Annotated in this window: 13 protein-coding genes; 9 read left to right on the plus strand and 4 right to left on the minus strand. The window is 63.6% G+C overall.

Going from position 1 to position 22,903, the window contains the following annotated elements:
* Window positions 1–310: 310 nt before the first annotated feature.
* Together AB0310_RS06180 and AB0310_RS06185 are read right to left on the minus strand one after the other, a co-directional pair.
* Window positions 311–1,096 (minus strand): acetoin reductase, encoded by a 786-nt coding sequence (locus AB0310_RS06180; protein WP_025104939.1) that lies wholly within the window; start codon window positions 1,094–1,096, stop codon window positions 311–313.
* Between the two features lie 158 nt (window positions 1,097–1,254).
* A complete protein-coding gene (locus tag AB0310_RS06185) occupies window positions 1,255–3,036 on the minus strand; it encodes a multicopper oxidase family protein (RefSeq protein ID WP_025104940.1) in 1,782 nt (593 codons plus the stop codon).
* A 137-nt stretch (window positions 3,037–3,173) separates the two neighbouring features.
* Between AB0310_RS06185 and AB0310_RS06190 the strand changes: the two genes are divergently transcribed.
* The 3 genes from AB0310_RS06190 to AB0310_RS06200 all read left to right on the plus strand — a co-directional run bounded on the left by AB0310_RS06190 (window position 3,174) and on the right by AB0310_RS06200 (window position 5,908).
* Window positions 3,174–4,508 (plus strand): MFS transporter, encoded by a 1,335-nt coding sequence (locus tag AB0310_RS06190; RefSeq protein WP_366236792.1) that lies wholly within the window; start codon window positions 3,174–3,176, stop codon window positions 4,506–4,508.
* A gap of 10 nt (window positions 4,509–4,518) precedes the next feature.
* Entirely contained in the window at window positions 4,519–5,136 is a 618-nt protein-coding gene (locus AB0310_RS06195; protein ID WP_366236793.1) for a nitroreductase family protein, read from the plus strand.
* Window positions 5,137–5,326: 190 nt separating this feature from the next.
* Entirely contained in the window at window positions 5,327–5,908 is a 582-nt protein-coding gene (locus tag AB0310_RS06200) for a recombinase family protein (protein ID WP_036280117.1), read from the plus strand.
* 376 nt (window positions 5,909–6,284) lie between these two features.
* Here the strand turns inward: AB0310_RS06200 and AB0310_RS06205 are convergent, their stop codons facing one another.
* Window positions 6,285–6,887, minus strand: coding sequence for a hypothetical protein (locus AB0310_RS06205; protein ID WP_029989822.1), 603 nt, complete (start codon window positions 6,885–6,887; stop codon window positions 6,285–6,287).
* Between the two features lie 979 nt (window positions 6,888–7,866).
* Here AB0310_RS06205 and AB0310_RS06210 point away from each other — a divergent pair.
* Window positions 7,867–9,138 carry a hypothetical protein gene (locus AB0310_RS06210; protein WP_366236794.1) on the plus strand — a complete coding sequence of 424 codons (1,272 nt, stop codon included), beginning with the start codon at window positions 7,867–7,869 and terminating at the stop codon, window positions 9,136–9,138.
* Window positions 9,139–10,093: 955 nt separating this feature from the next.
* Entirely contained in the window at window positions 10,094–10,525 is a 432-nt protein-coding gene (locus AB0310_RS06215; protein WP_366236795.1) for a hypothetical protein, read from the plus strand.
* Window positions 10,526–10,706: 181 nt separating this feature from the next.
* Here the strand turns inward: AB0310_RS06215 and AB0310_RS06220 are convergent, their stop codons facing one another.
* Complete coding sequence (locus AB0310_RS06220) at window positions 10,707–12,659, minus strand: Eco57I restriction-modification methylase domain-containing protein (RefSeq protein ID WP_366236796.1); 1,953 nt, start codon at window positions 12,657–12,659, stop codon at window positions 10,707–10,709.
* Between the two features lie 126 nt (window positions 12,660–12,785).
* Here AB0310_RS06220 and AB0310_RS06225 point away from each other — a divergent pair, with 126 nt between their 5' ends.
* The 4 genes from AB0310_RS06225 (at window position 12,786) to AB0310_RS06240 (ending at window position 22,893) form a co-directional block, all read left to right on the plus strand.
* Entirely contained in the window at window positions 12,786–12,968 is a 183-nt protein-coding gene (locus AB0310_RS06225; RefSeq protein ID WP_366236797.1) for a helix-turn-helix domain-containing protein, read from the plus strand.
* A gap of 72 nt (window positions 12,969–13,040) precedes the next feature.
* On the plus strand, window positions 13,041–16,622 hold the full coding sequence (locus AB0310_RS06230; protein ID WP_366236798.1) for a helicase-related protein: 3,582 nt from the start codon (window positions 13,041–13,043) through the stop codon (window positions 16,620–16,622).
* Window positions 16,623–16,668: 46 nt separating this feature from the next.
* Window positions 16,669–19,464, plus strand: coding sequence for a DUF1156 domain-containing protein (locus tag AB0310_RS06235; RefSeq protein WP_366236799.1), 2,796 nt, complete (start codon window positions 16,669–16,671; stop codon window positions 19,462–19,464).
* Window positions 19,465–19,467: 3 nt separating this feature from the next.
* The gene (locus tag AB0310_RS06240) at window positions 19,468–22,893 is read left to right on the plus strand and encodes a DUF499 family protein (protein WP_366236800.1); all 3,426 of its coding nucleotides are present in this window, start codon (window positions 19,468–19,470) and stop codon (window positions 22,891–22,893) included.
* The last annotated feature ends 10 nt before the right edge of the window (window positions 22,894–22,903 follow it).

The raw sequence follows: 22,903 nt of genomic DNA on the forward strand, positions 1-22,903 counted from the left end.
AGAACCCGCCGGACGTGCGTGCGCGCCCTGACCTCGAGCTCGCGGAGGTTGCGGCTGACGCGTTCGATACGTAATTCAGTACAGGCGTATCGAGGTGGCTGCACCACTGGGCGCCGATTTGTGGGCGCGAAAAAGCCCCCCGACGCAGGTCGCGTCGAGGGGCAGGTGAGTACGGTCCGGTCGTGACTTCGTCTGATCTTCACGAGGCCTTTCCGACTGCTCGGTCTGCGGGCTGAGCTGCCGATACCGGAGGGCGCCCGGGAGGGTCACACGCCGACGCGCGGCGGGTGGTGAGACGGTCAGTGATGACTCAGTTGTAAAGCATGCCGCCGTCGACGAGAAGCACCTGGCCGGTGACGTAGTCCGAGTCGGGGCCGGCGAAGAACGACACGACCTTCGCGACGTCCTCGGGGGTCTCGATGCGGCCGAGCGCGATGCCCTCCACGTTTTCCTTGAGGTTCTGGCCGAGTGGCTTGCCGTTGATCTTGCTGAGCTCGGCGTCGATGAGTTCCCACATGCCGGTGCCGACGATGCCGGGCGCGTATGCGTTCACCGTGATGCCCTTCGGAGCGAGCTCCTGCGCGGCCGCCTGGGTGAAGCCGCGAACGGCGAACTTCGAGGCCGAATACGCGCTGAGGATGGGGAACCCCTGGATCGACGCGATGGATGCCGCGGAGATGATCTTTCCACCGTGACCGAGCTGTTCGAACTTCGCTGCGGCCGCCTGGATGCCCCAGACCACGCTGTCGACGTTGATCCGGAAGATCTGATCGAGCTCTTCGGCGGTGATCTCGAGTACGGGCTTGATCTGGGCGATGCCGGCGTTGTTGACGATCACATCGAACCCGCCGAGCTGTTCGGCGGCTGCGTCGACAGCGGCAACGACCTGGTCGCGCTTCGACACGTCCGCAGCGACGAAGACCGCTTTTCGGCCCAGCTGCTCGATCTCGGCGACGACCGAATCACCCTTCTCGCGCTGCGGCTCGATGTCCGCGACGGCGATGTCAAAACCGTCGGCGGCGAGACGAAGCGCGATGCCGCGCCCGATCCCCTGCCCGGCTCCGGTGACCAATGCGACCTTATCCTGAATAGCCATTCTCGTACTCCTTCTCAAACGCGAACGGGCGCCCAGCAGATTCGATGTTCGCGGGCCTGGCGCGTCGTACAGTGCAGGGCCAGCAGAAGTGGCTGCCCGTCTCCCACTTCAACATGGCGAATCGATTTGTATTCCCTGGCGCTCCTGACGTGCCAGGGTCACGCCATGAACGGCATGAGTTCGGGAGGCATGGTCACAAAGGGCCGCATCATATCGCGATCCTCGTGCTCGAGGATGTGGCAGTGGTACATGTAGCGGCCGCTGTAGGCGTGGAACCGGACGGCGATCTCGACGATTTCGTGGGGGTTGACGCGGACTGTGTCTTTGAGCCCGCGCTCGTTGGCGTCGATGACGTGGTCGAGCTCGTCGTCGGGGTCGCGACCGAGAGTGATCCGCGCGCTGAGGTCGAGATCGCCGATGCCGTCGTCGGGGATCTCCCAGCCGATGGGCCGGCGCGCGAGGACCTGGAAGGGATCGAGGTGGATGTGGATGGGGTGCGTGTCATCGGTGAGGTTGATGAGCTGCCAGATCTCGTACTGGCCGAGCATCGGGAAGAACGTGGCGGTGTCCTCGAAGTGGGCGGCAACCGCGCGGTAGCGCGTCGTGTGGTCGCCGTCGGTGAGGGTGATCAGCGGACCGGTCGTCTCGTCCTCGTCGTCGACAACGGCGAGCTCACGCATGGTCAGCATGTTGGGTACGTCCTCGAACTCGCGCTCGACAAGCGCGATGGCACGCCGCGGCGCCGCGTCCAGCTCCTCGGGTTTTGGCAGGGCGAAGTCGGTCGCCAGTTCGCGGGGCACCGGACGGTGCGCGACCGGGCCCGGGACGACACGGAAACGCATGACCTGGGGGTACGGCAGCAGCGCGTCGAGATCCGCGGCATCGGCGGCATCAGCGGCGGGAAAGGGCGCGCCATCGAACGGAGCGCCGGCGGTGTTGTAGAGCGTGAGCTCGGTGCCCGGTTGAAGGTCCGAGAAGTCGACGAGCAGGTCGGCGCGCTCGGCTGAGGCGAGGACCAGCCCGTCGGGTGGCAGCGCGACGGGCTCGCGGAGTAGGCCCGAGTCGGTGCCGATCTGAGTGATGCGATCGAATTCGGGCACGCCGTCTCGCAGCAGCACGAGCCGGAAGGTGCGGGCGTTGGAGCCGTTGAGCACGCGGAAGCGGTACGTGGCGGGCTGGACGTCGAGGATAGGCCAGACTTTGCCGTTGACGACCGTGAACGGCGCGAAGGCCTCCATCACCCCAGGGTCGGTCTTGTGCACCAGCTGGCCGGTCAGCCGACCGCCCTCGTCGAGTCCGAAGTTACGGTCCTGCAGCAGCAGCGGCACCTCGTACGGTGGTCCCTCGGGCAGCCCGAGGTCACGTTCGCGCTGGTCGCGGATGATCCACAGTCCCGCCAGCCCGGCGTATACGTCGAACCGAGTGACGCCCATCACGTGGTCGTGGTACCAGAGCAGCGTCGCGCGTTGGTCCATCGGGTAGTCAAATACGGCGAGCTGGCCGGGTGCGAAGAGGTTCTCGGTCCAGCCGTCGTACACGGCCGGTGTCAGGCCACCGTGCAGGTGCACGACCGAGTGTCCCGTCAGCGCCGCGGCGTGCGGGTCCGGCGTGCCGCCGCTCAGACCGGGACTGCACTGCACAGGCACACCGTCGGCGTCGACCTCGTCGCCGGCCATCGTTACGATGACGGGCAGCCCGCCGTCAAGCTCGTTGCGCCACTCGACGCGGACCGGGTGGCCGCGCTCAGCCTCGATCGTCGGGCCTGGGAGCGTGCCGTCGTAGCCCCACACACGCGACCGGGGCAGATCGCGATGGAAGCTGTGCGAGCCGGTACGGATCCGCACCGTCAGACGGCCGTTGTGATCGCGCGCGAGCAGGCGCTCGGGCAACGGCAGAACGTCGACGAACGGCGTCAGAGGCATGCGGTGCGCGGCGGCCATGCGCTACACGCTACCAGCCCGCCCGACGTGTCGTGGGACTATGCACACACGGGTATAACGGATGGAGTTCCGCGCGCAGACGCGAGCGTCGAACAGAGGTCTCGCGGATGTCGCGGGCGCAGTCTAGATTCCCGGGTATGAGCGCTGGGGAGCGGATCTACTCGGCGGTGTTGCACCGGGACAAGCGGGCCGAGCAGGAGCTCGATCCTGAGGTGCGACGCAATCTCGCGCCCAATGGACTTCGACTGGTGGCCGCCAACGCGCTCCAGTCCTCGGGCGATCAGATCGTCAACGCCTCGACCGTGCTGCCGTGGATGTTCAACGCCCTCGGCGTTCCCGTGGCGCTGACGGGCCTACTGGTGCCGATCCGCGAGTCGCTCTCGATGCTCCCGCAGGCGTTCCTCACGCCACTCATCGTCCGTGTGCGGTTCCGCAAGTGGGTGTTCATCTCCGGCGCTCTGGTGCAGGCCGCTTCGGCGGGAGTGATCGCCGGAACCGCCGCGCTCGGGCAGGGCCTGGTCGCCGGGGTCGTGATCCTGGTCGGGCTGGCGGCGTTCGCGCTGGGGCGGTGCCTGTGCTCGATCGCCTCCAAGGACGTCCAAGGGAGGACCATACCCAAGGGCGAACGCGGGCAGATCAACGGGCTGGCGACCACGGCGTCCGGAGTGGTGGCCATCACCCTGGGCCTGGGCATCCGGATTCTCGGCGGCGAGGACTTGGCGGCCGAACAGCTCGCGTGGCTGCTGGCGGCAGGTGCCGCACTCTGGGTGCTGGTGGCGGCAGTGTACCTCGGCATTCGCGAACCATCCGAAGAACCTGTCGGCGCCGGCCGCGTCGAGAAAGATGTTGGCCCCGGGCCGAACTGGTTCGCAGAGACCATCGCACTCTTGCGCGGCGACCGCGACTTCCGCCGCTTCGTCGGGGTGCGCAGTCTCCTGCTCGTCTCCTCACTCGCCCCGCCGTTCGTGGTGGCCCTGTCCATCGCCTCCGGAGCGGGCGGACTGTCGGGGCTCGGCGGGTTCATCCTGGCCTCCGGGGTCGCCGCCCTGATCGGCGGCAGGATCTTCGGCCGATGGGCCGACCGCTCCAGCAGGAACGTGATGACGTTCGGCGCTGCCGCGGCATCCGCGATCATCGTGGCGCTCGTGGTGCTCGTCGCGCTCCCCGTCTTCGCAGGAGCATCGCTGGCAGGCAATCTGGTCTTCGTCGCCGCCTACTTCCTGCTGACGCTGACACACACGGGCGTGCGCGTCGGTCGCAAGACCTATGTGATCGACATGGCCGAGGGCGACCAGCGCACCACCTACGTGGCGGTGTCGAACACCGCCATGGGGTTCGTCCTGCTCATCGTCGGCGCGATCAGCGCGCTGCTGGCGACCCTCGCCCTGCAGTGGGCGCTGCTGTTCCTGGCCGCGATGGGCGCGGTGGGGGTGGTCGCCTCTCGACGACTACCGGATGTCTCCAGGCGCTGACAATGGATACATGGTCCACTTCTCTGATCCCCTGCTCGAAGCCATGGCGACTCGGCGCTCACTGGGCAAAGTGGGACCGGAGACGCCGACCGATGCGGAGCTCATGCACCTGCTCGCCGCAGCGACCCCGGTAGCCGACCACAAGTCCCTTCGCCCGTGGCGGCTCATCACACTCCGTGGCGACGACCGCACCCGACTCGGCGAGGCACTGGACGCCGCCGGCAGCGTCGACCGCGAACCTGGGGAGCGCAACCCCAAGCCCTTCCGCGCGGAGCTGCTCATCGCCCTGGTCGCCAGCCCTCGAGAACACCTCGACGTGCCCGAATGGGAACAGCACGCCACCGCCGCCGGCGTCGGCCACCTGCTCCAACTGGCCCTCTGGCAGGCCGGCTGGGGCGTCAAATGGCGCACGGGACACCTGGCCAACTCGCCCGAAGTACGGGCCGCGCACGGGCTGGCCGATCACGAACTGCTGATGGGCTGGCTGTACGTCGGCAGCATCGACGACGCCCTGCGGGACCGCCTGACGAGCTCGTCGCGCCCGATCCTCGACCCCGGGCCTCACTTCGGGCAGATGCCGCAGAGCCGTGACCGGGGTATCCGTGCGCGACGCATGAGAACTCCCTGAGCCAGAACCTACAGGATCGCGACTGCACGATGACAGTGAACCGGCGGCCCGCTGAGGGGTCGTCCACCGGTACAGGTGCGGACCATCCGGGTGAACGACCAGAACCCAGCAACTACCTAAGCCTTCGATTCCCGTAAGACTGTCCCGCAAAAATGCCCGGTGAAGGTGCCCTAAACGCTACAGTCGCCGCATGCTTGTCGGATACGCCCGCGTCTCAACCTCTGGGCAGGACCTCGCCGCGCAGCGGGACGGCCTCCACTCGCTCGGCGTCGATCCCGAGAACGTGCACGTCGACCACGGCATGACCGGAACGAACCGTGAACGCCCGGGGCTCCGCGAAGCGCTTGCCGCGGTCCGCAAAGGTGACGTCCTGGTCGTCACCAAGCTCGATCGCCTCGCAAGATCACTCCCCGACGCTCGTGATATCGCCGACGAGCTGACGCGCAAGGGCGTGACGTTGAACCTCGGAGGTTCCGTCTACGACCCAACCGATCCCGTTGGGCGACTGCTGTTCAACGTCCTCGGGATGGTCGCGGAGTTCGAAGCCGACCTCATCCGTGCCCGCACGCGCGAGGGGATGGCGATCGCTAAGGCCGCGGGCAAGCTCCGCGGAAAGAAGCCCAAGCTCTCCGTCTCACAGGAGAAGCACCTGGTCGCGCTGCACCGTGCCGGCACGCACACCACGAGCGAAATCGCCGAGCTCTTCGGTGTCGCCCGCTCAACCGTGTACCGAGCGATCCAGCGCGGCGGAGCGAACCCACCCGCCGCCTGACGACACCGAGCGAAGCGAGAAGGACGACACCGAGCGAAGCTGCTCACATCGCTGGGCCCGAGCACGTCGCGGACAAAGGTGTCGGTGCTTCCCCGGGCTACCTCACCGCCGCACTGCACGCAGCCACCAACGTGACCCCATCGTGACGAGTGTGTCGCTGTGCGATCTGAACATCGCACAGCGACACACTCGACGAGATCGTAGTCTCAGGCGGGGAGCTTAGAGGCCAGGACGTCCAACTTCTCGATCGTGGGTTCGCTGAACAGTTTGCCGGCCAGAATCGCGGGTCACCCCCCCCGCGATTGGGAGACACGCCCTAGCCGCCTAAGCCACGCCTCCGGTTCGAGTGCGAGCCTCCCGGACGGCTGCGTGAGTTTCAGTCGTCAGACTCGGGGCCGTCGTACGTCCAGTTCGCCGTACCGTCCCACTCACCCTCCACAGCTCCGAGGAGCAACGACCGCCAAGTGGTGCGGCCCGCCAAATAGCCGCGGGCTGCGCGGAGACGCCACGTTTCGGCCGAGAGTGTGAGCACGACCCCGATGGCCTCGTCCAGAGTCACGACCGATACCCCGGCCACACCGGCCTTCGAGACCAGGCGCAACAAATAGCGGTCACCCTCCTGCTTGATGCGTTCGGCGTCGGGAAGCAGCTCATCGTCGATGTCCGCGACGAGCAGATCGTGCATGAAGCGGTTGCGCTCGTCGTACGCCGCTGATGCGCTATCGATCGCCGCCCCGATCGCGGCATGAATTCTTCGATCCGCGACGGGTGCACAGGCTGACATCGTGCGGCACTGCCCGGCAAGGTTCGCCCAATTCTGGGGAGCAGCAAGGAGCGCCTCTCGCGTATCGAGCCCGCGAAGCTGCGCGTGCAGGCCCCTCAGGGCTGCATCAAGTTCAATCGACCCCTCGGCAATGCGACCTCTCACCACAGTCCATTGATCAGAGTGATCGAGGCTTTCGAGCTGGCTGAGTTCCATGCAATCAGCATCCCAGGTATGCCGCCGGTCGAGTCAGACGCACCGGAATAGCGGTTCCAATGCCCTCGCATCGTTCGTGGCGAGCTGCATTGCGAAACTGAGCTGATTGACTCTCTCCGATCGAAACAGCGTCTGAAACGGCACTGGTCGGAGCGCGAGCTGCAGCCCCTCGATGGCCGCTGCGGGTGCCATCCAAATGAGTCCACCCGCAACGAGGTTGCCGGCCCTCATCATCGATCCCGTGTCCTCGGATGGCACAATGCGAGTGCCCTCTCCCGCGGGCTTTCCTTCTCGAACACGACTGAGCCACTCGTTCGCTCGTTGAACGGTGGCGTGCACCGCTACGGGATCCGTAGGAATCTCACGTGACCCTGCCGACGACCTTCCGGGGATCGCGCGGGTATCCATCACGCTCATGGAGGTGCCTTCCAAGAGCATCTCAATTCGCTCGAGCGATCCTCGCGGACAGACCTCAGCGAGAAAACCGACTAGCGAGTGGATGGTGCCCGGCATCGAACCGACGCCGCTCCCAAGCATGAGATGGCCGTCACGGCTCTTAAACCGTCGAGCGAAGTGTCGCTTCCAGTCGGACGCAGTCTGCATCGTCTAGTTCTATCGCATCACATCACGCCTCCCGTCATCGTCTGTCCGTGCTACGAAGGTACAGCGCGCCCGAAACTGTCACATCAGGCATAGCGCATCGATTGAGCTGTCCGACGCGTCATGACTCGACGACTACTCAAGCTCCTCCGCGGCTGCCCTGGTCATGCGCGTGTATCCGCCTCGGTTGGACAGTGCCCACCTGCCGTCCATCCGCTACCTCGCGCCACTGGGTCTCTATCTTTCTGCTGTTCCAGATCGGTCGACGACCCTATTTCACACAACAATCCGGGTGGCCATCTTGAGCGCAGGCGACCGCTGAAGTAGTAAGTTCTCGCTGTGGGATGCCGTCACTGGGGCGGTCTCGAAGGGGAGCATCGTGGGTGGAGCTGCAGCGGGCTGGTATGCGAATGGGCCGGCGTGGGAAACGTACTGGGACGGCACGCAGTGGCTTGATCAGCACCGACAGGTCGCATCTCCAGACAGGATCGACACAGGTCCCATCCACCAGCCGACGACGACGACAACGGCAACGGCAACGGCAACTACGCAGTCGATGGAGGCGCTCGTAGAACCGCAACCTCAACCAGAGGCCGAACTCTTCCCGTTCGCCGCATCCGGCGTAATCATCGATATTCGACCCGAGGGTATACACCTCGAGGGGACCACATGGCTTGGCCGCGGGCTCGTCGGCGATAAGCCGCGGGTTGTGCCGTGGGATGACATCTCGACGCTCGAAGTCATGACCACCGGAATCCGCATCCGCGAGGGTCGCAAAGCGATGCTAATCGGTGTGCCCTCCAAGTTGACTGCCCAATCCCCCCTCGTTGTAGAACGCCTCGCGCGGGAGTTCGAGACAGCCACCGGCCGGACCCTCTCGACAGGCAAAGTGACGCGCGCCGAAAAGACGGCAGCCGTAGAGGACGTATTCCGAAGGGCACTGTCTCGCAAGGTAGAAGCGATCGGAACAGTCATTGAGAGCGGCGATCACTCCGCAGAAGTCGCGATGTCGCTTGCGCTATTGGTGTGGTCCAAAGCCCAGAAGATCAAGGGTGGCGTCGAGTTGGCGACTAGTGAGCTCGACAAACTGCGCCGATCGCTGGGAGCACACGTCCCCACAGTGGTCGGGATCGTCGTCTCCGCGAACTTCTTCCCGAATCTGACGGTGTTCGATGACCGCGTTCATCGGGGTGCGGAGGCGCGCCCGATCGACGCGTTCACGCAGGCGCAGGTGTTCCTCGACGGGCAGGTCCAGGTCACGTCGCGCCCATCGATGACAGCAGGTCTCCTCGGGTCGGTGCTCCCGGGCACCGCCCTCCTTCCCGCGTTGGCGTTCGGGAAGAAGGAGAAGACGGACACTCGACAAGCCGAGTTCCACGTCGGCTCGCGCGATTGGACTTTCTCAACGAGCATCCCGGTCCAGAGCGTTGGATCTGCTCGATCGATCGCTCAGCGGATCAATGCGATCGCGGACGGGATGGAGCGAGACGCTCGCTCGTCGCAGATCTCTTCGTCGCCCACGGTGACGCCATCGATGAGCGACGATGCCGACCTCACCAGTCAGATTGAGCGCATTGTGGCCCTAGAACGTTCAGGCGCAATCACGGCAGAACAGGCGACGGCGATGAAGGCACGAATAATCGGTCTATAGAGCGGCGTCCTCCGCCCTGCAAAGGCCCTGCGCCGCGACGGCGCCTCCCCGCGCCATCACTCCAAGAGAGGGCTTCTGTGCCCTCGATGGCTCGGCCCTCGTCTCACTTCAAGGTCTTGCCCCATAGGCCCCGATAACTTCAGTTATCCGGACTATCCCGGGGTTAGTCCTTTCGAGGTGAGCAGCGCTCCAGACTCTCCCGGGGGCGCGTGCGCGGCGGAACTCTTAGGGCGAGGGGCCCCTGAAGTGGCGGCGAGGCCACTCGGCGATCAGGACAGGTCGACAACTCAGCGAAAGAGCCATTGGACCTTAGCAACCGGTTGGTGGAACGCCTCCAACGCTGCGCAGAGTAAAAGTCAGAAGGCACGGGTCCTGCGAACGGCTTTAGTTGCGCCCTTCCGGCCGGGCCCCACCTCAGCGCCAGTAAGGCGGAGCGCGGAGACCCTCCGGCACCGAGAAGGGCTTTCGTCGGACTTATAGATGAAAGGCTTCCAACCTTGGAACTTTCCCTCATTGCGCGGAGGCCATCCGGCGCCGAAACATCGCTCTGTCGATCAGGAGACAGTCGATTGCGTAACGCGAGCACCACTAGCTCAGCGACTGCGGAACCATGCGAGAAGCTTTTTCCTTCTATGACGAACCTCCGCGCGGGACCATAGGTCATGTCGAACGCAAACCGGGCGAATTCACTCGTTGTTTCGCTCCTCGCTGAGTTCTCAAACGCTCTCTCGCCCAGCTAGTAACTATGCTTCGCCGGAAAAGGCTCCTCTCGCTAGAGTGATCTCGAGTCGACCGAGGTTCCGCGTCGAGCGTTGAGGCTGGGAGAGAACATGGGGACAATCAGTCGTGCAATCGCGAGAGGTGTTTCAGCTTCGGCGGCGTTGTCGACGGCGGAGCGCAGTCCGTGCGATCAGCAATCGACGCCGCAGACGCCCGTGCGAGTTTCGCTGAGAGGGTGACGATGGGATTCCTTGAAAAGCTGCTCATCGGTGGCGCGGTGGCGGTGGTCGGGACACTCGCAGTCAAAGGCAGCCGCGAGCTCGCTACCGCGGCCAAAGAGGAGCAACGCCGCAGAGACTCACCCCCACGGTTCATCGCTTGGCTGACGCAGGAAGACTTCTCAGCCATGGTCGACTACGTGTCATCACGGAGCCCCCGCGTCATCCGCGCAACGGTGAGTGGCCTGGTGGTCGAGATCACCGTGCGCTCCAACAGCGGCCTGACCACGTGGTCTGCGCAGCTGGACTTCAACGACTACGGAAATCCGTCGGGGAGGTACTGGATTCGCACCGAGAACGACCAATCGCCCGTTCCGAAATGGTTCGCGGAGGCGCTACGCGAACAAATGGTTCAGCGGTTGCATCAAGGGCACGTGCAGTTCAACTGATCTCCGGCAGCAGGCCGCAGCAGATGACGGAGGACCAGGGCCTGGACGCCGTTCGTCTGCAAGCAAGGCAGGCGGGGTCCCCCTGATTGACGATGGCTCATCTGCGGCAGATGTCGAAGCCTTCGCAGGAGTTCCTGAGGAACCACCGATCGCCTCCGGCGGCTTCGTCATGCGGCGCGAGCTACGCATCCTCGTCGTCGAAAAAATCTGCGACTTCGGCGTCCCCGAGCAGAATCGCCGAGCCCGACGGGTTGACGCCGAGCATATCGATGACGATTTCGTCGACGGCTGCGGTCGTGCCATCCGCTGCCAGGGCGTCCCGCACGAGGCGACGTGCGTCCTTGAAGTCCGACACATCCGCGAAGTCGATGGTCATCGCAGTCTCGGTCGCGGCGATGCCCAGGTCAGACAGAGCCACGTGCGCTTCGTTGTCCGCATCGAAGGCCGGAATCGGGAGTCGCCACGGGAGCGTATCGATGTCTCGCGTGCCGAACAGGCCCCGCGACTGCCGTTTCGCGACCGCGACTGCGACCGCATCCGAGTTTAGGATGGCCGCGAGATACTGCCCCTCGGCCTCCGAGTCAACGTTCAACCAGTAGAGCTTGTGTTCGATGACGTAGTCGGTGTTCGCGGTGTATGCCGCGGCTATGCGATTGCCGGAAGCAGTGTAGAGAACCCGATGAGGTGGTGCAGGTAACTGACGCGCGAGACCACTCTGGAAGTTGAGACGGTCCGTGAGATTCATCTTCGTCTTGGCCGACTTGTTCGCGTTGAACAGGCCATCGACCATCGCCCAGCGGGCGCTGAGCAGCGGGTAACGAAACATCTGGGCAGGCTGAAGTACGCCACTATCAGTGATAGGGAGCACCGCCTTGTGCGGCCAAACGACCCGATATGGCACCATGCTCGATCCGAGCAGCACCTCTCGAACGAAGGACTCCTCCACAGGTGTCTCGACCGAATCGAGCAGTTTCCATGGCGTCTTCTCCTGCGTGCTGCGCGCCGATGTCACCGTAGTGGTTCCTGCGGGACGTCCGAGCATGCCGGCGGGTACCTCATTGACAAAGGTCAGCACGCGAGGCACGACCGTCGCGCCTTGGACCGGCCTCGATGCGTATGGCGACAGATAGGCGTCTTCGGCGGACAGCTGGATAACCGTGTCGTCTTCACGCACAAGGTGGCCAATGCGACCACGGAAGGCGATGACCTCCCCCGGCAGCGCGACAGCTTCGTCCGATCGAGTGCCGAAGATGACCGCCGATGGCACCGGAAAGAGGCCTGGACGCACGTCCGCCAAATCCCATGGCGTCTCGAACGCAACGTTGATGTGTAGCGGATCGGCGTCTAGCCAGTCGCCCTTGCGGAACAGCTCATACTGCAAGCGCGACAGCACCGCGTAGGGCGTCACAAACCCGAAGCTGCCGCCGGGCTTGAGGAAGACCTCGACCGAACGGGCGATGAACAGTGCCGCGAGGTCTTGGTTGGTTGCCACCGCCCCACCGGTCCACAGCTTTCGCGACTCGAGCATCGCCTTGAACTGCGACTGCATCGTGCGCGTCATATAGCGGTAGGCCACCCATGGCGGGTTTCCGACAAGCACGTCCACCGGGTTCCGCGCGAGCCACAGCGGCCGGATCTGATCGCGGACGACGTAACCCCAAATGTGGTTGCGACCGGCGGCGTTAAGTTCACAGAGTGTCGTGGATGAAGCCTTGACCACGTCGGCCTGCGAGTCTTTCACCCCGCGTGCCTTCAATACGTGCACGATGGCGGGGATCGGCTTCGTCGAATCCGTGTACTGCGATGCGAGATCGGCGAGATCGGCGATGAGCATATCGAGCTCGGTGGGGTCGGAGCCGAGCGGGAAGGTCAGCGACTCAGCGAACCCGCCCAGCTGTTCGTCCTCCGCCTCACTTCCAGCGAGGTCTTCTGCGTCTACTTCCATCGTGAAGACGTCGCTGCTGAGCGCACCGGCCCCGCGACCCCACTGCACCGAGTCTCCAAGGAACACTGGAATACTGAGCGTGCCTCGGTCTTGCAAACGTTCCGGTCCGATGGCGAGCAGATACGTCACCCGGGCTAGCACCACCGATACCGGGTGGATATCCATGCCGAACACCGTCTCCTGCAACAATGTCAGCGCATCACGGTTCGCGAACCCAGCCGCATCCGCCGCATCCAGAAATCGTCGCCATGCATTGACCCGCTAGTCTCGAACATATCCGGAAAGATCCGGTTCAACTTGCCTCGAGGAGTCCGCGTGTCTGAACCATGGCTCTCTGCCGACGACATCGCAGATTACCTGGGTGTGACCAAGGACACGATCTACGCCTGGATCGCCGACAAGGGGATGCCAGCCCACAAGGTCGGTCGCCTCTGGAAGTTCCAGACGAGCGAAGTCGACGACTGGGTGCGCCGCGGAGACGCCGCATCAGCCGAATAGTCGCACTCGTGGCGGCAATGTCGGAGGCCAGACGTACCCTGATCGACTGCCCAAAATAAGAGGAGGAGCGAAGTGGATGAAGCGACGATCACGCCAGCTGCATTGAATGCCGGCCAGCGCGTCCGCGGGCTCGTTCCGGGTGGAACCGTCACACTGATCGCGGTCGACGCCATCGACGACTCCCTCTTCGAGATCTTCTATCGGGAAGACTCCGGTCGCAGTGGCGCGCGGACAATGACTGACGCTGATATCGCTCGACTCGAACTCGCAAGTGATGTCGATTCCGCACCACCCTTCGATGCCGACCCTGATGACTTCCGTCTCGCGGCCGAGGCGCTCCGCATCAAGTACGCGGCACTCTACGACCCGATGGCCGCAGTCAACAGCTCCGACGTCGACCCGTTGCCACATCAGATCCGCGCAGTGTACGAGGAGCTGCTGCCCCGCATCCCACTCCGGTTTCTGCTCGCGGACGACCCCGGCGCAGGCAAGACCATCATGGCCGGGCTCTACCTCAAAGAGCTCATCCTCCGCTCCGATTGCGATCGCGCCATCATCATCGCCCCGGGCGGTCTTGTCGAGCAATGGCGCGAAGAACTCTCTCAGAAGTTCGACCTGCGCTTTGAAGTCTTCAATCGACAGATGGTCGACGACGCCGAAGGCAAGAATGTCTTTGACCTGCACAACTATCTGATCGTCCGTATGGACCAGGTTTCACGTAGCGAGGACCTGCTGGAGCAGCTCTCCGACGTGACCTGGGATGTCGCCATCGTCGATGAGGCGCACCGAATGTCGGCTCACTACTGGGCAGGGGAAGTCACCGAGACGAAGCGCTTCCGGCTCGGGCGCCTCATGTCTGAGACCGCCCACAATTTCCTCCTCATGACCGCAACTCCGCACGCGGGCAAGGAAGACGACTTCCAGCTGTTCATGTCACTGCTCGACCGAGACCGCTTCGAAGGCCAGTTCCGTCAGGGTGTGCACCGCACCGACACCAATGGCCTCATGCGCCGCATGGTGAAGGAAGACCTCCTCACATTCGAGGGCAAGCCGCTGTTTCCGGAGCGTCGCGCGTACACCGTCGAGTACGAGCTGAGCCCCGCCGAACGTGATCTCTACGAGGACGTCACGACCTACGTCCGCACCGAAATGGGGCGCGCCGAACGAATCGCCGCCGACGGAGACAAGAAACGCGGCAACAACGTGGGCTTCGCGCTCACCGTGCTGCAGCGCCGACTCGCCTCCAGCCCCGAAGCGATCTTGCGCTCACTGCAGCGGCGCCAACAACGACTCGACGACAAGCTGCGCGAAATGCAGCGCACCACTGACACCGCCCGCAGCAGCGCCAGCATCTCTGCGCACATTGACCGATGGACCACCGGCCAGACGCAGCTGGACTTCACGGAAGCAGCACTCCCGAGTCTTTCAGTCGATGACTTCGAGGATTTCGATGAAGAGACCACCGAAGACGAGCGTGCACGGTTCGAGGAGCAGGTTGACACCGTGGTGGACCTCGCGACGGCAGCGCAGACGATTCCCGAACTTCAAGCCGAGATTCAGACTCTCGAGGGCTTGATTCGTTCGGCGCTGCGCGTGCGCCAGCAAGATGTCGACAAGAAGTGGGTAGAGCTGCGCACGATCCTCGACGAGCAGCTGCTGACGAACACCGCGTCCGGCGAGGCGCGGAAGATCATCATCTTCACCGAGCACCGAGATACGCTCGACTACCTCCAGACGAAGATCTCCGCACTTCTTGGGCGTGCGAACTCGGTCATCACGATCCACGGTGGAACGCGACGCGAAGACCGCAAGACGGCTCGCGAGCAGTTCACGCACGACCCCGATACGGTCGTCATGCTCGCTACGGATGCCGCCGGCGAAGGTCTCAACCTCCAGCGCGCACACCTGATGGTGAACTACGACCTGCCGTGGAACCCAAACCGCATCGAACAGCGCTTCGGCCGCGTCCACCGTATCGGCCAGCGCGAAGTCTGCCACCTGTGGAACATGGTCGCGAAAGACACCCGCGAGGGGGACGTCTTCACCCGGCTGCTGGCGAAGATCGACCAGATGTCCAACGCCTACAATGGCAACCTGTTCAACGTGCTCGGCGAAGGTGACGCGTTCCAGGAACGCTCGTTACGCGACCTCTTGATCGAGGCCATCCGCTACGGTGATCAGCCCGAGACCAAAGCGAAGCTCGACGAAATCATCGACGCGGGCGTCGCGAGCGGGCTCGACGACATGCTCGAAGAGCGCGCCCTCCATCCCGAGATGTTCAGTGCGTTGAACCTCGAAGAAGTCAGAGCGCGCATGGAGAAGGCCCGCGAACGTCGGCTCCAGCCCGGCTACATCGCTGCATTTTTCCTGCCGGCGTTCGAGCGGCTCGGCGGGCGCATCCGCCGCCGCGAGCGGGGCAGGTACGAGATCACTCGCGTCCCCACCCGCGTGATGGATGCCGCGCGCCGCGCGAACCGGTGGGCACCGGTTGCAGAGCAGTACGAGCGCATCACGTTCGAACTCGACAAGAAGCACGCCGACGGCCAGATCGAGGCCGCACTGATCGCACCGGGGCACCCACTCCTACAGGCGGTCATCGAGGTCACGATCGACGATCTTGGAGAGGCACTGAAGCGCGGCACCATCCTCGTTGACCGGCGCGACAAGCAGGCAAGCGAGCCTGCACTGATGTACACGGTGGAACAGAAGATCCAGACTGCCGCGGCGGAGCCCGCGACGATCTCGCACCACTTCGACTACCCGCAGTTCACCAGTGATGGCACCGTGACCGTCTTCCCGACGCCGCCGTACCTCGACTACGACCGCCCGCGCGCGAACGAGGTAAGCCAGATCGGAGCCATTGTTGCGAGTGACTGGGCGAAGAAGAACCATGAGAAGCTGATCCGCGCCCAGGCGTTCCGCCGCGGACTCCAGCCACGCATCGACGAAGTCAAAGCACGCCTGCACATCGAAGCCGCCCGCACCCGCGCGCAGGTGAAGGAACGTCTGCTCGCCGAGATCAACCACTGGGACCGCGAACACAACCGGCTCGACGCCCTCGAACGTGCCGGGACAATCGGTCGGCTTCGGGCCGATACCGCGCTCGCGCGGTCCCACCAGCTCGAAGATCGCCTGAATCGTCGGATGAAGGAACTCGATGGTGCAGCGGAGGTGGCGGCGGCGCCGGCGGTAATTCGCGGTATGGCGCTCGTCGTGCCAAGTAGCCTAATCAGTCCCGTGGGTGCCGATCCTCAGACGTTCGCTCGCAACGTCGAAGAAGTGGAGCGCCGCGCTGTGGAGCTGACCATGGCAGCCGAGCGCGCACTGGGTCGCTCGCCGGAAGAGATGGCGCGCAACAACCCGGGCTACGACATTCGCTCGACGGATGCCGAAGGCCGCGTGTTCTACATCGAGGTCAAGGGCCGTATCGAAGGATCAGAGACGTTCACCATCACCACGAACGAAATCAACTTCGCCCAGACGCAGGGCGAACGGCACAGGCTGTCCCTCGTCGGCGTTTCGTCGCAAGGGCCGGAACACGACCAGCTGCGGTACGTGACCGACGCCTTCACCCACATGGAGCCATCGAACACTACGCGCTCCCTCAACGAAGAATGGCGCGACTATTGGGACCGCGGAGGCCTACCGCGATGACTCAGCGCACAAACGACACCCGCACAACGCCCGAAAGACGCGATACATGACTGCCCCGTTCAAGAAGAAGCTCATCGAGACATCCCTGCCACTTGAGGCCATCAACGCAGAAGCGTCTCGGGAAAAATCGATCCGGCACGGCCACCCATCGACGCTGCACCTGTACTGGGCGCGACGGCCTCTCGCCGCGGCACGCGCTGTTCTGTTCGCGCAGCTCGTCGACGACCCGGCATCGCGTCCCGAAGAGTTCCCGACTGTCGAAGCTCAGGATGCCGAACGCGCGCGTTTGCATGAGTTGCTGGAGAAGCTGGTCGTCTGGGAGAACAGTAACGACGAACAGCTCCTTGAACAGGCCCGTAACGAAATCCGGAAGTCGAACGATGGCGAGCTCCCCGCCGTGCTTGATCCCTTCGCAGGTGGTGGCGCGATCCCGCTCGAAGCTCAGCGCCTTGGACTGGAAGCCCACGCTAGTGATCTGAACCCGCTCGCGGTGCTGATCAACAAAGCGCTCATCGAAATCCCGCCAAAGTTCTCCGGTCAAGCACCGGTCTTCCCCGGTGCGGCAGGCACACGCACACAATGGCGACGTGCCGAGGGCCTTGCCGAGGACGTGCGTCTCTACGGCAAGTGGATGCGCGAGGAGGCCGAAAAGCGTATCGGCCATTTGTATCCGAAGGTCACGGCTGAGGGCGGAACGGAACATTCAGTCATCGCATGGATCTGGGCCCGCACCGTAAAGAGTCCCAACCCAGCGAATCCCATCGCAGTTCCTCTTGTGCGGTCCTGGTGGTTGAGCAAGAAGAAGGGCAAGGAAGCCTGGGTCCATGCGGAGGTGGTGGATGGCGGGATCAAGTACGAAGTCCGTCACAATGCTGACGGCCCGAAGGGCGACGACGATGGCACTGTCGGTCGCCAAGGCGCCATCGCAATCAGTGACGGAACGCCAATGTCTCTCAATTACATTCGAGAGGAGGGGCGCGCGGGCAGGATTGGCGTGCACCTCATCGCCATCGCAGGCGAAGCCAAACGAGGTCGTGTCTATGTGTCGCCAACTCCTTCGCACGTCAACGTAGCTAACGTTGAGCGCCCCGACGACGTGCCTGAGGGTGACCTCCCGAAGAATCCAAGGGACTTCAAGACTCCCAACTACGGGCTTACAACATGGGCGGATCTCTTCACACACCGCCAGCTAGCAATGTTGACCACGTTGAGTGACCTTGTCACCGAAGCTCGCGAAAAGGCGCTGGCAGATTCGATCACCGCCGGACGCGGGCAGAGTGAGCGACTCGAACACGGAGGCCTCGGCGCGGACGCGTATGCCGATGCCATAGCTACTTACCTCGCGCTGGCCATCGACCGCATCAACGACAGGCACACGTGCGTTACTACCTGGGATAACAGCATCACGAAGGAGCAGGTACGGGGTGTCTTTTCCCGGCAAGCTCTCGCCATGGCATGGGACTACGCCGAAGCCAACCCCTTCGCACGTTCCAGTGGGTCGCTCTTAGACACTTTCGATTTTGTGGCGAAGGTTCTGGACAAGCACCCGGGCGCTGATGCGGCCGGGGACGCGTCGCAGGCAGACGCAGCAACCCGCAGCTACGCGGACTTGGTCATTTCCACCGATCCCCCGTATTACGACAACATCGGATACTCCGAGCTGTCGGACTTCTTCTATGTTTGGCTTCGCCGATCGCTACGAGACGTTCAGACTAGGACCGTCGGAACAATGTTGACTCCGAAGGCAGAGGAACTCGTCGCGAATCCGTATCGACACGACGGCAAGGCTGGTGCGGAGAAGTTCTTCGTGGATGGTTTCAACTCGGTCTTTGGGCGGATCCGGGAGACCGCAAACCTCTCCGTCCCTCTGACCGTTTACTACGCCTATAAGCAGCAAGATACCCGTGACTCCGGAACCGCCTCCACCGGGTGGCACACGCTCCTCGACGGGCTGATCGAAGCAGGGTGGGAGATCACGGCAACATGGCCGATGCGTAGCGAATTGGGCAACCGCATGATCGCGAGTGGTACGAACGCCCTCGCCTCGTCGATCGTGCTCGCTTGCCGTCCACGGCCCGAAGACGCATCGACGACTACGCGACGCGCCTTCGTAGCAGCCCTGAAATCGGAACTTCCCGAAGCTCTCCGCAAGTTGATGCAAGGCGCCGTCGCACCTGTGGACCTAGCGCAGGCCGCGATCGGCCCCGGTATCGCTGTCTTCTCACGCTATTCGCGCGTTCGCGAGGCCGATGGGTCCGACATGAGCGTCAAAGACGCTCTGATGCTCGTCAACGCGACTCTCGATGAGGTCATCGGTGATCAGGAGTCGGACTTCGACGGCGACACGCGCTTTGCCATCAAGTGGTATCGCCAGTATGGCTGGGCCCAGGAGAACTCCGGCATCGCAGATCAGCTGGCCCGCTCGTCTGACACGTCAATCGGCGCGCTGGAGCGAGGCGGAATCTTCGAGGCCAAGGGTGGCAAGGCTCGACTGCTCGCACCGTCGGCGCTTGAGGGCACTTGGGACATCGCCAGGGATGATCATGTGAGCGTCTGGGAGGCGACCGTCCGGCTTGCAGCTGTCATGGCGAAGGATGGCGCGGACAAAGTTGCTGAGTTGATTCCAGCAGTGCAGTCGCGGATCAACCTCGACGCGATCAAGGAACTCGGTTTCTTGCTCTTCCACGAGGCGGAGAAGAAAAAGGACTCGAAGGATGCGGGGCTTTTCAATGGTCTCGTCAGCGCGTGGGGCGATCTGAACGAGCAGGCCCGCAAGCTCGAGACTATTGCACCGCAGCAGGACCGTCAGCTGACGTTTGACTTCGATGATGTGGAGGGCTGATCGATGGCGATGAACAACCAGGAACGACTCTTCAAGGCGTTCGGGCTCCTCGCCGAGGGGTTGTACGACACGGTCGACGAGGTCATGACCGCCACCTTCGGCACCGCCGACTGGAACACGAAGTGGTCTCTTGAAGATGCGACCAGGCGCAGTCGTCCGGCTCAGCAGATGGACAAGACCGACGTTCAGGTGCAGCTGCGAGCGATCACCGAGAAGGGCTACGACTTCAAAGAGGTTCTTTCCCGTGCTCAGCAGGGGTACGGGTCGGAGTTAAAGGACTTCCGCAACGACGTCATGCACGGCAAACCGGTCAGCTCTGACGACACGGCGCGCGCCCTCGACACGATGGAGCGCCTGCTCCAGGCAGTTGGGGCTGTCGACTCCGCGAAGGATGTGCACGGGCTTCGGCAGGACCTGCAGCGGACCGTGTACGAAGACCAGACACGCAAGCAGGTCAAGCGGGTCGCGTCGGTCACCGCATCAGACCAGAGTCAGGGGCTGCGACCCTGGCGTGAAGTGATCCGTCCGCATGACGATGTCGCGCGCGGCGAGTTCACCGCATCCGAGTTCGCTGCCGACCTCCATTTCGTCCACACTGGCCAGGCCGTCGGCACCGAGTACAGCGACCCGATCGAGTTCTTCACCCGCACCTATTTGACCGAGGGCCTGCGTGACCTGCTGTCACGTGCGCTTCGACGGATGAACGGCTCGACCGACGCCAGCCCCGTCGTCAACCTGCAGACCAACTTCGGTGGCGGCAAGACCCACTCGATGCTCGCGCTGTACCACCTGTTCAGCGGAACGCCCGCGCACCGTTTCCCCGATGAGCTACAGAAGCTCATCGCGTCGACGGGGAGCGCGAACCTGGAATCGCTGCCGGTCAAGCGCATCGCACTCGTCGGCACATACCTGAAGGCGGGATCGCCCATCGTCAAGGACGACGGTACGGAGGTTCGCACCCTATGGGGTGAGTTGGCATGGCAGCTCGGCGGGCGCGACGCCTTCAATCAGATCGCGGCGGACGATGCCGCCGGCACTAACCCGGGTGACGCGCTTCGAGCTCTCTTCCAGACATACGGTCCTGCCCTGATCCTGATCGATGAGTGGGTGGCCTATGCTCGTCAGCTGGTCACCGACAGAGAACTTCCGGCTGGCTCCTTCGAGACGCAGTTCACGTTCGCCCAGTCGCTGACCGAGATTGTGAAGTCGGTACCTGGAATCATGCTGGTGGTGTCGATCCCGGCATCCGACACCGGCTCTGCTGACATCGAGATCGGTGGTGCAAACGGTCAACTCGCGCTGGAGCGGTTGCAGAACGTGATCCGGCGCGTTGCCGATCAGTGGCGTCCGTCGAGCAAGGACGAGTCTTTCGAGATCGTGCGTCGCCGCCTGTTCCAGGCGCCCGACGCTGCGGGCTTGACTGCGATCGCGACGACGGCGCGCAGCTTCGTCACGATGTACCGGAACAACCTGGATCTCTTCCCGCGCGATGCGACGGTTCCTGGGCTGGAGTATGAGGACAGGATCAAGTCGTCGTACCCCCTGCATCCGGAGCTGCTCGATCGGCTGTACGAGGATTGGTCGACGCTGGAGCGGTTCCAGCGCACGCGCGGCGTGCTGAAGCTGGTGTCGTCAATTGTGCACGAGCTCTGGGTCTCCGAAGATGCGGCACCGCTGATCATGCCCGGCAATGTGCCGCTCGATGCGAGCACGGTCAACACCGACTTGACCCAGTACCTCGAAGATCAGTGGAAGCCAATCATCGACTCTGACATCGACGGGGCTGGGTCCACTGCGGCCGCGATCGACAAGAGCCGTCCGACGCTGCAGGAACGCCACGTCACTCAGCGCATTGCGCGGACGATCTTCATGGGTGCGGCGCCTCGCAGCAAGTCAAGCCGGAAGGGTCTCGACAAGCAGTACGTGTGGCTTGGCACAGGCACACCCGGCGACACGCTCGGCAACTTCGGCAGCGCGATCGATCTACTTGGGCAGAAGTCGACCTACTTCTACGAGGAGCAGGGACACTACTGGTTCGACACTCAGCCCTCCGTCACGAAGACCGCCAGCGACTATGCGGAGCGGCTGCGCGAAGACGTCGAGACGGTATGGAACGAGATCGTGAAGCGCCTCGACGGCGAGCAGCGGGCCCGGGGCGAGTTCGACCGTGTGCATGTCGCACCTGAGTCGAGCGCTGACATCCCCGATCTAGAGAACACCAGGATGGTGATCGTGCACCCGCGTCACTCGCGACTGAAGAACAGCGGTGACGACGCGGCGGCGCACCAGTGGGTGCAGGCTGCGATTGAACAGAAGGGTGCAAGCCAGCGCATCCACCGCAATACGCTCGTGTTCCTCGTGGCCGACAAGAACGAACTGGAGCTGCTCGAAGGCGCCACGCGGACTTACCTCGGCTGGAGGAAGGTTCAGGCAACTGGCGAGTCGCTGAACCTCTCCGTGCAGCAACGCAAGCAGACCGATGATCAGGTGGCACGGTTCAACCAGACGGTGACCGACCGCATCCGCGACACCTACACCTGGGCCATGTACCCAGAGCAGTTCGACGCGACGAAGGCGTTCAGCCTCGGTGTCGACAAGGTGCCCGACAAGTCCGGCAGCTCGCTCGCTCAGAAGGTCAGTGCGAAACTCAGCCGCGACGACCTTATGATCACCGAACTCGGCGCAGCGATCCTTGGCGAGACGCTGCAGGACCAGCTGGGTGAGCTGTGGCGTGGCAAGGGTGAGGTCACCGTCGGCGAAGTGTGGGGCTACTTCACGCGGTACCCCTACATGTTGCGTCTGGTAAACCGTGAGGTGCTCGACCGTGCGATTGTCAGCGCGGTCGACACTGTCTTGGTCGATAGCGAACGATTTGCGATCGCCCGTGGCAAGGAGGAGTCAACGGGTCGGTATCTGGATCTCGTTCTGCCGCCCAAGTCGGGGCTGACTATCCAGGTTACTGATGCGACCCTGCTGGTGGAGTCGTCGAAAGCCGAGGCTCAGATTGCAGCCGATCGGGAGCAGCAGCGCCAGCGCGACGCGGCCACTGCTCAGGCCTCGACCGATAGTGCCGCCAGGTCGCAGTCGTCATCAGCATCTCCGAGCAGTGATGGCGCTGGTATCGGTCCGGTTGATTTCACGTTCCCCGACCGGGACCACCCTGCTGGTAGCTCGGGCGTCGAATCCGCGCTCGAAGCTCTGCTGGTTCGCTACTTCGGTTCGGTGACGGTGAGTGCTGACCGCTACTCGCGTGACATCGGCAACGTGACCCGTGAGGTCATCGACCGACTCGCAGGCACCGGCGCCGAGCTGGAGATCACGATCGATATTCAGGCCCGCAAGCCGGCAGGCTTCGACGAGTCCGAGCGTCGCGTCATCTCCGAGAATGCTTCGACGCTGAAGTTCAAAGACTCCACGTTCGAAAGCTGAGCCCCAGATC

This window comes from Microbacterium meiriae, from assembly GCF_040702565.1.
Classification (GTDB): domain Bacteria; phylum Actinomycetota; class Actinomycetes; order Actinomycetales; family Microbacteriaceae; genus Microbacterium; species Microbacterium meiriae.

What these genes read in the sequence shown, in the direction of transcription:
- AB0310_RS06180 (WP_025104939.1), bottom strand. Translation starts at nt 1,096, where the DNA reads ATGGCTATTCAGGATAAGGTCGCATTGGTCACCGGAGCCGGGCAGGGG.
- AB0310_RS06185 (WP_025104940.1), bottom strand. Translation starts at nt 3,036, where the DNA reads ATGGCCGCCGCGCACCGCATGCCTCTGACGCCGTTCGTCGACGTTCTG.
- AB0310_RS06190 (WP_366236792.1), top strand. Translation starts at nt 3,174, where the DNA reads ATGAGCGCTGGGGAGCGGATCTACTCGGCGGTGTTGCACCGGGACAAG.
- AB0310_RS06195 (WP_366236793.1), top strand. Translation starts at nt 4,519, where the DNA reads ATGGTCCACTTCTCTGATCCCCTGCTCGAAGCCATGGCGACTCGGCGC.
- AB0310_RS06200 (WP_036280117.1), top strand. Translation starts at nt 5,327, where the DNA reads ATGCTTGTCGGATACGCCCGCGTCTCAACCTCTGGGCAGGACCTCGCC.
- AB0310_RS06205 (WP_029989822.1), bottom strand. Translation starts at nt 6,887, where the DNA reads ATGGAACTCAGCCAGCTCGAAAGCCTCGATCACTCTGATCAATGGACT.
- AB0310_RS06235 (WP_366236799.1), top strand. Translation starts at nt 16,669, where the DNA reads ATGACTGCCCCGTTCAAGAAGAAGCTCATCGAGACATCCCTGCCACTT.
- AB0310_RS06240 (WP_366236800.1), top strand. Translation starts at nt 19,468, where the DNA reads ATGGCGATGAACAACCAGGAACGACTCTTCAAGGCGTTCGGGCTCCTC.